A 12,751-nucleotide genomic window follows, 5' to 3' on the forward strand; every position below is an offset into this window, starting at 1 on the left:
CTTACATCTGCCGATCTGTAACAGTATCGGAGCAAGCGCGAGCAAAATCCCGTTGAGATGAAAGGGATTTCGAAAGCTGCTCCGAATTTTTTTGGAGAAATGCGAAATGAGCTACAATTATCCGAATGGCGGCGATGAAACGAATGTCGGCGCACTTGCCGACGGCTTCGCCAATACTGCAATCAACGATACTGACGTAGAAGACGGCTCCACCGGCTATGTTGGCGGTGTGGCAAACGGCGACAACCGCAACAACAGCGACAGCAGCGTCGATGTGGACGTGGACTCCAAGATCGATGTCGATGCCAACAACGGCGACAACCGCGACAACTCATACGACTGGAGCTACGACAGCAAGTCGTACAGCGACAACGACAACATCACCAACACCAAGACGACCACTATCACCGATACGGACGTCAAGACAGACTATGACTGGAGCTACGACAGCAAGTCGTACAGCGACAACGACACGTTCACCAGCACCAAGACGGACACCGACATCAAGACCATTACCGATACCGATATCAAGACGATCACGGATACTGACACCGATATCAAGACGATCACCGATACCAACAGCCACAATACGACGACGACCGACAGCTTCAACAAGACGGACACAGACTTCGCCGTTCTTGAAGACGTCAAGGATTTCGACAATCTCGGGATCGCCGGCGGCAACCTCAATATCGGTGACAACTTCTCGTTCACGCTTGATGTCGACAACATCCTCAACGGCTCGCTCGGTGCTGGCGGCAACGGCTTCAGCGCTGTCCAGGCAAATCATCTTGCCGACCAGGACAGTGCCTGGAACATCAAGATGGATAACGAAGGGGCCCGCAACCATCTCGAAGCGGACGGCGGCAAGGCCTTCGGCTCGGAAGGCATCGACATCAGCGACGGCGGTTGGGATGGCGGCGCAGGCGACGACGTCACCGGCACGAGCACGGCAGACGCTTCGGCGATCATTGCCAATTCCGGCTTCCATCTGGAAGTCGTTCAGGGCGCCAACCTACTCTCCAACACCTTCGACAGCAGCGTCGTAGGCGGCAACCTGGCGGGAGACGACGCCGACTCTGGAGCCTGACCTCCAACCAGTGCGGAAACAAACTGCACCGGCATTCCGCCGGTGCAGTTTGGTGGCTTGAGAAGCGGCAGAGAAGAATAGCTCGTCATCGATGAGTTTGCTGCCTTTCGGGCCGGACACCGTGTTGAACGGGAGGGGCCGTCATGCATGCAGAGAAGATTTCGGAAATCGTTGCCCATTTTATCGGCTTATTCGGCGCGGCAACCGACGAAGCGCGGATGCGAAGCAATTACCTGGACGGCGCCCGTCCGCGCGAAGCAGATCCTTCGCTGTCAGAGGACGAGGCTTTCAGCCCGGCCTTTACTTCGAACCTTCAGCTGAAAGATTACGATCCAGGCGTCGATTACCGATCCGTCAGCTATGATATCAACTACGGAGATCCGCGCCACTTCGGCGGCGTATTCGAAGAGACCCTGAAGAAGCTGGCCGAGATTGCATCGCGCGATCTCAGCGCTCCACACTTCGGCGCCAATGTCTACCTTCCCGGCGAGGAGGAGGAAGAAGAACTCGAAGCCTTCCAGGGACCAGGCTCGGTCATCAGCCATGTCGCCCAGGCGAATATGCTGATCGACGACGACCACCTGAATATGACCGGCGATCAGCCGGAGCTGCGCGACACGAGCTTCGTCACACACCGCCTCATGGAATTCAGCGAGAAGGCGGACGCCTTTACGCCCTTCTCTTCCTATGATCGCGTCGATACGCAGGATGGCCTGCGGGCGATCGCGGACGATATCCACGAGTACATCCAGGCGGCGCGCGAGAGCAGCGCCACGACGATGGAAAGCGGCGAACCGCAGATCATCGTACTCCCAGACAACCAGATCGACGGCATTAGTACTTATGTGAACGGTCAGCTCGTCGAAGAAGCGCCTTCGATCGACGACTTCATGCCCGACCGCGGGATCGCAACGCCGCCCACGGAGCCTGAGAAAAGCGACGTACCCGTGGAACAGGACGGCGGCAGCGAAAACAGCCTCGATGTGGCCGCAGGCGCGAATGTGCTTGCAAACGTGGTGGAGATCACCGAGACGGCGATCATATCGCCAGTTATCGCCGTGATGGGCAACTACCATCAGATCGATGCGATTTCGCAGTTTTACGTCTACAGCGATCGCGACGAGATCGCTTCCGTCTTCAATCATGACGATAGCGCGACGACCGTTGCGAACAACATCGCGATTTTCGAGCGCAGCACTTACGACGACGGAAAGCCGGACACGGCAGAGCCGGCGGCTGAGACGATCTTTCCGACCGCATGGCGCGTCAGCGTGATCGAAGGCGATGTTTCCTTCGTGAACTGGATCGAGCAGTATCACTTCATCAGCGACAACGACACGATGACCGTAACGACGACCGGTTCGGAGGCAACCGTGCTGACAGGTGGCAATGCCGCCGTCAACCTTGCCTCCTTCCTCGGCATCGGCATGCAGTACGACCTGATCATCGTCGGCGGCGACATTCTGGACATGAATGTCATTTCGCAGATCGCCCTGCTCTACGACAACGACTGGGTGCGCGCCGAGGACGGGGCTCCAGGAGCCACCGTGCAATCCGGCAACAATCTGATCTGGAACCTCGCATCTATCCATAACGTCGGCGCAAACGACCGTTTCGAAGCGATGCCCGACTATGTGGTGCAGACGCAAAAGGCAATCGAGGACCGCGATGCGGCGATGCCGTCGGGGCTATCGCATGACGGCAATTTCGAAGGTTATATCGGCCTCAACGTCCTCTACATCACCGGCAATCTCTACGATGTGAACATCATCAAGCAGGTGAGCATCCTTGGCGATTCCGACGACGTGACACAGGCCGTATCGAACATTCTCGAGCACAACCAGGGCGTCGATATAAAGATCGACACGGGCAGCAATGCGGTCGTCAACATCGCGCAGATTACCGATTACGACAGCTTCGGCCAGACGACCTACCTTGCCGGTCAGCTCTATTCGGATGCCATCCTGATCCAGGGCGGCCTGGTGGAGCACGACACATCGCAGCCACAGCCGAACAGCGATCATCTCGCCAATGAAGTTATCGCATTCCTCGGGGAGGACGAGCCGCTTGGTGGATCCGAGGACGCGGTCATCAACGCAGGTCATGACCTTTCATGGACGCTGGCTCAACCGGCCGACGTAATGCAAACCGTCGTCGCCTAACCGGAGCCAGAGGGAGACGTTACGTGAATCATATTTCAAAACAGACGCTTTCCGCCGACCGCTCGCTCAGATTTGGCAGTACCGGCCGCGTCGACGAAACGCTGACGGTTGCCTGCATGTCGGCGATCGACGAAGCCGTTGCGAGCCTGCGGAAGCTCACGGAGAACCGCACGGCGCCGGCGCAGTCCGTTTCGCCCGCCGAGCCGAAGGCCGAAAAAGCCCCTGAGCCGATCGAAAATCCAGCCGAGGAGACGGTCCCGCTGATCCCGCTACGCTCGCGCGCCATCCCAGGTCCTGAGCGGTCGACAAAACAGGCGAAGGCCGGGGAAACCGTTGCCAAGGCAACGCCTGACACGCCCATCGTGCCGCTCAAGACGCCGGGTGATCAGAGCGAGGCAAAGGCCAATCCCGCAATTCCCTTCGGCAAGACGATCGACGGCAATCGCGGGCCAATCAGGGAGAACGAGCGCCGCCAGCGTAACGACGGCGGCAACAACGGCAAGACCCCCGATTTTGGCGGTGGTGGCGGTGGCGGCGGTGGCGGCGCCAGCTTCCACAAGCGCAGCGAACCGGTGAACTTTGCCGTTAGCCTTGCAAGGGGTATCGCAGCGGTCCGGCGCAACATGGTCATCGTCATGGCCTTCACGATCGCCATCAACGTGTTGCTGCTTGCGATCCCTCTCTATCTCTTCCAGATTTCCGACCGCGTGCTCACGAGCCGTTCGATCGATACGCTGGTCATGCTCACGGTTGCCGTTCTGGGCGCCGTCATCCTGCAGGCCTTCATGGATTCGATCCGGCGCTTCATTCTGATGCGCACGGCGGTCGAGCTCGAAGTGCAACTCGGGGCGCCGATCCTGAGTGCCGCCGCTCGCGCATCGCTGCACGGCAACGGCAGGGACTACCAGACGCTGCAGGATCTGCAGCAATTGCGGTCCTTCCTGACCTCTGGCACGCTCATCGCCTTTCTCGATGCACCGCTGATGCCGCTCTTCGTCGTCGTGGTCTATCTGGTGCATCCACATCTCGGTCTCATCATTATGACCTGCTGCGCAGTGCTCTTCGTCATCGCCTATTTGAACCAGAAGTTCACGGCGCGGCAGTTCGCGGAGGCGAACGGCTATCTCAGCCGCGCGAACTTCCACCTCGATTCCATGTCGCGCAACTCGCAGATCATCAATGCGCTCTCCATGATCCCCGAGGCGGTGAAGATGTGGGGTCGAGAGACGGCCGGCTCGCTGAAATCGCATGTCTCGGCGCAGGACCGGAATATCGTCTTTTCCGGCGTCTCGAAGGCCTGCCGCATGATCACGCAGGTCGCGCTGCTCGGCTGGGGCGCGCATCTGTCGCTTTCGGGCGAGATGACGGGCGGCATGGTGATTGCGGCCTCGATCGTTTCGGGCCGCGCGCTGGCGCCGATCGAAGGTGCAATCGAAGGCTGGCAGCAGTTCAACAAGTCGGCGTCTGCCTTCGGCAGGATCAAGCAGCTGCTGATCACCTCGCCGCTGAACTTTCCGCGGCTGCGGCTGCCCAATCCGGAAGGCCGGCTGGATGTCGAGCGTATTCTCTTCGTACCGCCGCCGCAGAAGAAGGTGATCCTGAACGGCATCTCCTTCTCCCTGAAGAAGGGCGAATCGCTGGCGATCATCGGCAATTCCGGCTCCGGCAAGACGACGCTCGGCAAGATGCTCGTCGGCTCGATCCTGCCGACTTCCGGCAACGTGCGCCTGGACCTCATGGACCTGCGCAACTGGGACCAACGGCAGTTCGGCGAAAGCATCGGCTATCTGCCGCAGGACGTTCAGCTCTTTCCCGGTACGATCAAGGCCAACATATCGCGCATGCGCGACGACGTCGAAGACCAGCAGATCTACGAGGCGGCCGTGCTTGCCGACGTGCATGAGCTGATCGCGAGCTTCCCACAGGGCTACGAGACGATCGTTGCTGCCGATGGTGCTCCGCTTTCCGGCGGCCAGAAACAGCGTATCGCGCTTGCCCGTGCGTTCTTCGGCGATCCGAAGTTCGTCGTTCTCGACGAGCCGAACTCCAACCTCGATTCGCAGGGCGAGGCAGCGCTTGCACGTGCCCTCATCCATGCGAAGAAAAAGGGCATCACGACGGTAACGATCACGCAGCGCCCCGCCCTGCTTCAGTGCGTCGACAAGATCCTGCTTCTGAAGGAGGGCTCCGTCGCCATGTTCGGCGAGCGTACCGAGGTCATGGAAGCGCTTTCCAAGAGTAACGGCCGGCAGCCGCCGCGTATCGAAGGTAACGACAATGGTGAGTAAAAAGCCGCAACCGGCCGGCAACCCGATCGAATGGTACAGCGAAGTGCCGCGCTCCATCCGCTATCACAGCATCATCGGGCTTAGCGTCCTTTTCGCCTCCTTCGGCGGCTTCGGCTTCTGGGCGGCAACCGCACCGCTTGCCTCCGCAATCATCGCGCAGGGCAGCTTCGTCGCAACCGGCAACAACAAGATCGTGCAGCATCTCGAAGGCGGTATCATCAAGGAAATGAGCGTCAGCGAAGGCGATGTCGTCAAGGAAGGCGATGTTCTGGTGACACTCGACCCGACGGCCGCGCTCTCCAACGAGCGGATGCTGAAGCTGCGGCGCCTGCGCCTTGAAGCGGTGGTGGCTCGGCTGCGCGCCGAGGCCCAAGGCGCCCGCCAGTTCAAAATACCCGACATCGTCATGGCCGAGGCGAGCGACCCAGACGTCAACGCGATCATCCAGAGCCAGAACGTTGTTTTCCACAGCAAGCAGATCAAGCTGGAAGAACAGCTCAACCTCATCGATAAGAACATCAAATCGCTGGAGTACCGCTTCAAGGGATACAACGGCCAGAAGGAGGCCTTCGAGCGCCAGCTGTCTCTTCTGACCGAAGAGCGCGATTCCAAGGCGCGTCTCGTCAAGGTCGGCTATATGCGCAAGACCGACCTTCTGGCGATCGAACGCGCCATGGCCGATGCACTGGGCGATATATCGCGGCTGACGGGCGAGCTCAATGAAAGCGAGGCGGAAGTCGCCAAGTTCCGTCAGGAAGCGGTCATCGCCGTCAACTCCAATAAGCAGGCCGCACTCGACGCGCTGGAAACTGCCGAATCCGAACTCGACAGCGTGCGCGAGCAGGTTCGCGAAGCAGCAGGCGTCCTCGAGCGCACGGTCATCCGCTCGCCGGTCAACGGCACCGTCGTGCGCAGCTATTATCACACCGCAGGCGGCGTCATCACCACCGGCAAGCCGATCATGGAAATCCTGCCCGCGCATGTGCCGCTCATCATCGAAGCGCAGGTACTGCGCACGTCGATCGACCAGTTGCATGAGGGCCAGACGGCGGCCATACGCCTTTCCGCCCTCAACCGGCGCACGACGCCGGTGCTCAACGGCAACGTCTTCTACGTTTCCGCAGACTCGATCGAGGAAAATGCCGGCCAGCAGGTGAAGGATGTCTATATCGTGCGTGTCCAAATACCCGACGACGAGATCAGCCGGGTTCACGGCTTCCATCCGGTGCCCGGCATGCCGGCCGACGTGCTGATCCAGACATCCGAACGCACTTTCTTCGAGTATCTGACGAAACCGATCACCGACAGCATGTCGCGCGCATTCAAGGAACGCTGATGGCAGCAGTCAGCAAAAGAAAACAAAAGCCTCTCACGGCGATCTGAAGTATCGTTTCACCAGAGGATCGACGGAGGGAGGCTTTCATGGCGGCTATGTCTGACGTGCTGCTGCGGGTCGGCCGCCTGAACTATGTCTGGACCAATACGGAAAGCCTGCTGATCTACATCATTGCCCACCTTCTCAAAATCCAGAAGGACGCGGCGATCGTCGTGTTCCTGACGCTCAACACGACACGGGCGAGGATTGACCTGGTCGAGCGCCTCGCAAAGCTGCATTCCACGCCAGCAGCAGACCGCAAGGCCGTTCTTCACGCCATGTCGCGCATGAAGAAGGAATCCAAGATGCGCAACAAGTATAACCACTGCATCTATTCCTTCGACGACAAGGGCCAGATCTCCGGCACGCAACTGATGCGCTTCGTCGAGGACGACAAGGAAATCAGCTACGGCAAGGTCGAGCAACTCGACGAAAAGGAGATTGCGGCGCTGGAGAAATCGATCGCCGAGATCGTCTCGATCAGCCAATCGCTCTGGAGCTTCATCAACGCAAGCTCGCATGTATCCGGCGAGCTTTAGCCCCTGCTCCTAACCCCCGGCGGCTAATCACATTTAATACAAACGTTTCATCCGAACGGCATATTTGAAGCCCTGCATTTGCCCTTAGAATGAAGCCTCCCGAATGTGTTATGGGTATTGGGAGGGGACCATGCGCATTGACGTGATCGACACCGAGGCCGGCTTCGAGGCTGTCCGCGAAGACTGGGATCGGGTCTATATGGACGATCCTCATGCGCAACACTTCCTGTCCTGGATATGGCTCAAGTCCTATCTTTTTCATCGCAAACGCTGGTTCATCCTAGCGCTGCGCGAACGGGAGGATCGCTCTCCCTACGTCGCCTTCTTTCCTCTGCGTGTCACCACCCAGCATGACAAGAAGACCGGCGTCTTTTTCGACGAGATCATCATGGCCGGCAATTTTTCGGCCGACTATACCGGCTTCATCGCGCAGCCGGACTATGAGCAGCACGCGATCGCCGGATTTGCCGCCTATCTGAAACGGCAGAATTGGACGCATCTGAAGCTGGAATATTTCAGCGGCCCTCCGCAACGGCGCGAAGCACTGGTTCGCGCGCTGCAGGGGCCGGAGGTGATGTTCCGCGACAGCTCCCCGCAAAATCCCGAGAACATAGACAACTGCATCTGCCCGGTCGTCACGCTGCCACCGAGCTTTGACGACTATCTGGAACAGAAGATGAGCAGCCAGACGCGCCAGAAACTGCGGCGCTTCCTGCGCAAGGTCGAGAGCGACGACGACTATCGCATCACGATGGCGACGCCGGAAACCATCGACCGCGACCTCGATATTCTCTTCGAGCTGTGGCGCACGAAGTGGATTGGGCGGAAGGGCAAGGAACGCACCGAACGGCTGATCGGCGCGACGCGCCAATTGCTGATGGACAGCTTCAAGGACGGCAATCTCGATGTGCCGGTGATGTGGTACGGCGACCGGCCGCTCGGCGCACTGGCCAACATCGTCGACCGGCAGAAGAAGTCGATCCTCTTTTACATCACCGGCCGCGACGAGACCTGGAAGACGCCCTCGCCCGGCCTCATCCTGCATGGCTACTGCATTCGCAGGGCGATAGCGGACGGATTCAAGACATACGACTTCCTGCGCGGTAACGAGCCCTATAAATACATGTTCGGCCCCGACGAGCGCCGGATCAGCTGCACATTGTTCCGCACGCGCAGCGGCCGCAATCTCGGTGACGTGATCCATCCCCGCAGCATCCCCTTCGTCTACGACCAGGCGCTGCAGATGTACCGCGACGGCGCCAAAGCTTTTGCCGAAGCGGCGTTCCGGCAGCTTCTCGAAACCGTCCCCAGCCATATGGGTGCGGAGTTCGGGCTGGCGAGCCTGATGTTCGAGAAGGGCAAGCTGCACGAAGCCGAGGCCGGCTTCACGGCGCTTATCGGCCGCATTGACGACCCGAATCCGGTCTATCTGCGTCTTGGAGACACGCAACTCGCGCTCGGCAGCTACGAGGAGGCTGCGAGGACTTTCGGCCGCATCATCGAACGCTCGCCCTACGACGCGCAGGCGCACTACAAGCAAGGCGTGGCACTGGCGGCGGCGGGCCGCCAGCCGGAGGCTGCACGCGTCTTCGCCATGGTCGAGCAATATAACTACGACAATCCAGTGCAGCGGAAATTCGCTGAAAAGTCGCGCGAGGCTTTGCGGCGGATCGTCAGCGAAACCGAACAAGCCGCAGCGGCGCCGGTTGCTGCAAGCAAACGGCAGAAGACGTCGCGACGGAACCAGACCGGCAGGGTTTCGGCAAAATTCGAGTGCGGAGCGACGGAACTGGTGCCGGCATGAGGCCATGCTTTTTCACAGAGACTGCCGCACCGATATAGACTGGCACGCGCGTCACGAGATCCGCGTGGCGCTCGCCAGAGAGCCTATGGATTCGACGGAATCCACACCAAGGAGGAAGTGCTGGGCAATTCCTCGACGACTGCGACACACGATCCCCTGGTGCAATCGCCAGCCACAATTTCGGGATCGGTATCTTGTGGCATTGCCGCCTGGTTCGGCTTTTTCACGCCGGGAGTTCCCTGTTCGCGCCGGGCGTGATATCAGCCGCGCATGAACAAGACCTCTTCCTATTCCCCTATCCACGTCGTCGGCGGCGGGCTCGCCGGCTCGGAGGCCGCATGGCAGATTGCCAATGCCGGCGTGCCGGTCATCCTGCACGAAATGCGTGGCGTGCGCGGCACGGATGCGCATAAGACCGACGGCCTTGCGGAGCTCGTCTGCTCCAATTCCTTCCGCTCCGACGACGCGACGAGCAATGCCGTCGGCGTGATCCACGCCGAAATGCGCATGGCAGGCTCGCTCATCATGGCCTGCGCCGACAAGCATCAGGTTCCAGCGGGCGGGGCGCTCGCCGTCGATCGCGAGGCCTTTTCCGACGCAGTGACGAAGGTGATCGACGACCATCCGCTCGTCAGCGTCGTTCGCGAGGAAGTGACCGGGCTGCCTCCGAAGGAGTGGGATCTGGCCATCGTCGCCACCGGACCGCTGACGGCGCCGTCACTGGCTGCGGCAATCCAGGAAGAAACGAGTGCGGACGCGCTTGCCTTCTTCGATGCGATTGCACCGATCGTCTATCGCGACAGCATCGACATGGACATCTGCTGGTATCAGTCGCGCTACGACAAGGTCGGTCCCGGCGGCACCGGCAAGGACTATATCAACTGCCCGATGGACGAGGAGCAGTATAATGCTTTCGTCGATGCGCTGATCGCTGGCGACACCGTCGGCTTCAAGGAGTGGGAAGGCACGCCCTATTTCGACGGCTGCTTGCCGATCGAAGTGATGGCGGAGCGCGGTCGCGAGACGCTTCGCCACGGGCCCATGAAGCCGATGGGGCTGACCAACGCGCACAATCCATCCGTCAAAGCCTATGCCGTCGTGCAGCTTCGTCAGGACAATGCGCTCGGTACGCTCTACAACATGGTCGGGTTCCAGACGAAACTGAAATACGGCGCGCAGGCGGAAATCTTCCGGATGATCCCGGGCCTGCAGAACGCCGAATTCGCCCGCCTCGGCGGCCTGCACCGCAACACCTATATCAATTCGCCGACGCTGCTCGATCCGTCGCTGACCTTGAAGTCGCGGCCGGGGCTGCGGTTTGCCGGCCAGATCACCGGCTGCGAGGGCTATGTCGAAAGCGCCAGCGTCGGGCTGATGGCGGGGCGTTTCGCCGCCGCCGAACGCAAGGGCGAAGCGGTATTGCTGCCGCCGGCGACCACGGCTCTGGGTTCGCTGCTTGGACATATCACCGGCGGGCATCTCGTCACCGACGAGGAACCGGGCAAGCGCTCCTTCCAGCCGATGAACATCAATTTCGGCCTGTTTCCGGACCTGCAGCCCGGCTCGATCGTCAAGCCGGAGGGCGTCAAACGCTTCCGCGGCAAGGACAAGACCATCCTGAAGCGGCAGCTGATCGCCAAGCGCGCGCTTGCCGATTGCGCCGCATGGCTCGGCCAGAGCGCGCCCTTTGCAGAGAGCGCCTGAGTTTTACTGATTGTTGGCTGCCGGCCTTTCGGTCGGCGGCAGCGCAAGGTCTGCGTCGGCGACGTAATTGCCGAGCAGCCAGAGCGAAACTTCGGCCGCCTCCTTGGCGGAAGCGAATTCGAAAACGCCGTTGTGATGCGGGTGATCGAGGAAATCGATGACCAGGCCCCTTCCCGTTTCCGAACTGACGACGCGCACCCTGCCCGGGTCCAGCACATGGCAGGAGAAGTGGCGGTGCATATTGCGCATGAAGCCCGCCTTGTTGTCGTGCAGTCGCACGAAAACCACCTGACCGTCGGCCGTCGCCTGAAGCTGGCGGATCGCCTCGTGCGGGAAGGCACGATTGAATTCCAGGATCGCGAGACCGGTATCGTGAAAGCCCTCCTCATCCTTGTTCTGCGCCGCCAAACGGGTCGCGACGAAGGCCAGGAAGACCACAAGGGCAAAAATGACGGACCAGACGATCATGCTCAACGCCGTTTTCTCCGATTCAGGCTTAGCGGTTGTCCGCTTATAGTGCCCGAGCCTTGCGCGAATTTGAACAGATTCAGATTTTCTTGCGCATCAGCGCCAGCGTCATGCCGAGCTGACGGCGCCATTGCGGCTGTTGCAGCGATTGATCAAACAGTGCAGCACCAGCCTTCTGCGCCTTCATCAGCATTGGCTCGGCAAGCGTCACAGGCAGGAAGGCTGGGAAAATGGCGGGCGGGAGCACGACCGCACGGGCCTTTGCGAGATGATCGCGGCCAAGACCGACGAAGGCTTCGATAGCAGCGGAAATGCGCGCCTTGTCCTTGCCCGCCAAAAAGCTATCGCGATCGAGTCCGGTGGCGCTCAGAATTTCGAGCGGAATATAGAGCTGGCCGCGATGGCGGTGCAGCGGCATCAGCAGCAGCATGCCGGCAATAGCCTGTGCGACACCGGCATGGCCCGCGGCCTCCGCGGATTTCGCCGCCTCGTCCGCCGACAAGACGAGGCTTGCCAGCTGGATCAGCGCGGAGGCCGTCTCTCCGGCATAGCCTTCGAGTGAGGTGCGCGTTTCCATCGGATCGTCGTAGAGATCGAAGATGCGCGCATCGATCATGTCGATGAGCGTCTGGCGCGGCAGGCGGTGGGCCTCGATCGCGCTCAGCAAGGATGCGGCAACAGGATTGGCCTCGGTCGAGCCGTGGGCGCTGCCTTCCAGCAGATCGCGCCAGTATTGCATGCGCACCTCACCGGGCAGCGGCTCGTGCACGAGATCGCGGATGCGGGCGAGTTCGGCATTGAAGGCGTAAAGGGCTGCGAGTGCGCCGCGCTTGTCCTGCGGAGACAAAAGGCAGGCGAGATAGCGATCGCGGTCGCTGTCGCGCAGCATCGCCAGGCAGATCTCCTGGTTGCTCATCGGTTTGTCCGTCATTGTCAGACCGCGATCAGGGCCGCCGCGACGGCGCGCGATTCTGCGAGCATGATGTTGAAGGTGCGGACGGCAGCACCCGTGCTCATCGGGTCGGAGGAAATACCGCGGGCCTTCAGGGCATCCTTCAGCTCCGGCGGCAAGCGGCGAAGCTCGGTGCCTGTCCCGACGAGCAGAACCTCGATGTCATCTGCCTCATCCAGCACTCTCCGGAAACTCTCGACGGAGAGCGCCTTCGACATGTCCATGTCCCAGCCGTAGATGCCGGATGGAAGGCAGAGGATGGAGCCGCGATGCGACATATCGGCAAAGCGGAAGCCGCCATTTCCGTACGTGTCGACGGGAGCGCGGCCGGGGAAATGGGCCTCGCGGATTTCGATGCCTTTAGCCATG

The 12,751-nt window shown here is 60.5% G+C and carries 10 protein-coding genes; 7 read left to right on the forward strand and 3 right to left on the reverse strand.

Features of this window, described 5'->3' with window-relative positions:
• The first annotated feature begins 106 nt into the window (after window positions 1–106).
• The 7 genes from ACZ9DP_RS25920 (at window position 107) to trmFO (ending at window position 10,962) form a co-directional block, all read left to right on the forward strand.
• A complete protein-coding gene (locus ACZ9DP_RS25920; protein ID WP_074067809.1) occupies window positions 107–1,090 on the forward strand; it encodes a fibrinogen-binding protein in 984 nt (327 codons plus the stop codon).
• 143 nt (window positions 1,091–1,233) lie between these two features.
• Window positions 1,234–3,252 (forward strand): hypothetical protein, encoded by a 2,019-nt coding sequence (locus tag ACZ9DP_RS25925; protein ID WP_476203987.1) that lies wholly within the window; start codon window positions 1,234–1,236, stop codon window positions 3,250–3,252.
• Between the two features lie 116 nt (window positions 3,253–3,368).
• The gene (locus tag ACZ9DP_RS25930; RefSeq protein WP_476205479.1) at window positions 3,369–5,540 is read left to right on the forward strand and encodes a type I secretion system permease/ATPase; all 2,172 of its coding nucleotides are present in this window, start codon (window positions 3,369–3,371) and stop codon (window positions 5,538–5,540) included.
• Complete coding sequence (locus ACZ9DP_RS25935) at window positions 5,530–6,876, forward strand: HlyD family type I secretion periplasmic adaptor subunit (protein ID WP_476203988.1); 1,347 nt, start codon at window positions 5,530–5,532, stop codon at window positions 6,874–6,876. The genes ACZ9DP_RS25930 and ACZ9DP_RS25935 overlap by 11 nt, the downstream gene beginning before the upstream one ends.
• 86 nt (window positions 6,877–6,962) lie before the next feature.
• Window positions 6,963–7,454 carry a hypothetical protein gene (locus ACZ9DP_RS25940; RefSeq protein ID WP_039844726.1) on the forward strand — a complete coding sequence of 164 codons (492 nt, stop codon included), beginning with the start codon at window positions 6,963–6,965 and terminating at the stop codon, window positions 7,452–7,454.
• Between the two features lie 130 nt (window positions 7,455–7,584).
• A complete protein-coding gene (locus tag ACZ9DP_RS25945) occupies window positions 7,585–9,258 on the forward strand; it encodes a GNAT family N-acetyltransferase (protein WP_476203989.1) in 1,674 nt (557 codons plus the stop codon).
• Between the two features lie 270 nt (window positions 9,259–9,528).
• A complete protein-coding gene (gene trmFO / locus ACZ9DP_RS25950; protein ID WP_476203990.1) occupies window positions 9,529–10,962 on the forward strand; it encodes a methylenetetrahydrofolate--tRNA-(uracil(54)-C(5))-methyltransferase (FADH(2)-oxidizing) TrmFO in 1,434 nt (477 codons plus the stop codon).
• Between the two features lie 3 nt (window positions 10,963–10,965).
• On the opposite strand, the gene ACZ9DP_RS25955 is transcribed toward trmFO, so the two are convergent.
• The 3 genes from ACZ9DP_RS25955 to ACZ9DP_RS25965 form a co-directional block, all read right to left on the reverse strand.
• Window positions 10,966–11,436 carry a hypothetical protein gene (locus ACZ9DP_RS25955; RefSeq protein ID WP_476203991.1) on the reverse strand — a complete coding sequence of 157 codons (471 nt, stop codon included), beginning with the start codon at window positions 11,434–11,436 and terminating at the stop codon, window positions 10,966–10,968.
• A gap of 73 nt (window positions 11,437–11,509) precedes the next feature.
• Entirely contained in the window at window positions 11,510–12,346 is an 837-nt protein-coding gene (locus ACZ9DP_RS25960; RefSeq protein ID WP_372417350.1) for a phytoene/squalene synthase family protein, read from the reverse strand.
• A gap of 17 nt (window positions 12,347–12,363) precedes the next feature.
• Window positions 12,364–12,750: an Mth938-like domain-containing protein gene (locus ACZ9DP_RS25965; RefSeq protein WP_074067794.1), complete on the reverse strand. Its 387-nt coding sequence runs from the start codon at window positions 12,748–12,750 to the stop codon at window positions 12,364–12,366.
• Window position 12,751 lies beyond the last annotated feature (1 nt).

It is taken from the genome of Rhizobium sp. USDA 4016, from assembly GCF_056279705.1.

Excerpts from the sequence above, each read along its gene's own strand:
- trmFO (WP_476203990.1), top strand. The coding sequence starts at position 9,529 with ATGAACAAGACCTCTTCCTATTCCCCTATCCACGTCGTCGGCGGCGGG.
- ACZ9DP_RS25925 (WP_476203987.1), top strand. The coding sequence starts at position 1,234 with ATGCATGCAGAGAAGATTTCGGAAATCGTTGCCCATTTTATCGGCTTA.
- ACZ9DP_RS25935 (WP_476203988.1), top strand. The coding sequence starts at position 5,530 with ATGGTGAGTAAAAAGCCGCAACCGGCCGGCAACCCGATCGAATGGTAC.
- ACZ9DP_RS25920 (WP_074067809.1), top strand. The coding sequence starts at position 107 with ATGAGCTACAATTATCCGAATGGCGGCGATGAAACGAATGTCGGCGCA.
- ACZ9DP_RS25965 (WP_074067794.1), bottom strand. The coding sequence starts at position 12,750 with ATGGCTAAAGGCATCGAAATCCGCGAGGCCCATTTCCCCGGCCGCGCT.
- ACZ9DP_RS25940 (WP_039844726.1), top strand. The coding sequence starts at position 6,963 with ATGGCGGCTATGTCTGACGTGCTGCTGCGGGTCGGCCGCCTGAACTAT.
- ACZ9DP_RS25930 (WP_476205479.1), top strand. The coding sequence starts at position 3,369 with ATGTCGGCGATCGACGAAGCCGTTGCGAGCCTGCGGAAGCTCACGGAG.
- ACZ9DP_RS25960 (WP_372417350.1), bottom strand. The coding sequence starts at position 12,346 with ATGAGCAACCAGGAGATCTGCCTGGCGATGCTGCGCGACAGCGACCGC.
- ACZ9DP_RS25945 (WP_476203989.1), top strand. The coding sequence starts at position 7,585 with ATGCGCATTGACGTGATCGACACCGAGGCCGGCTTCGAGGCTGTCCGC.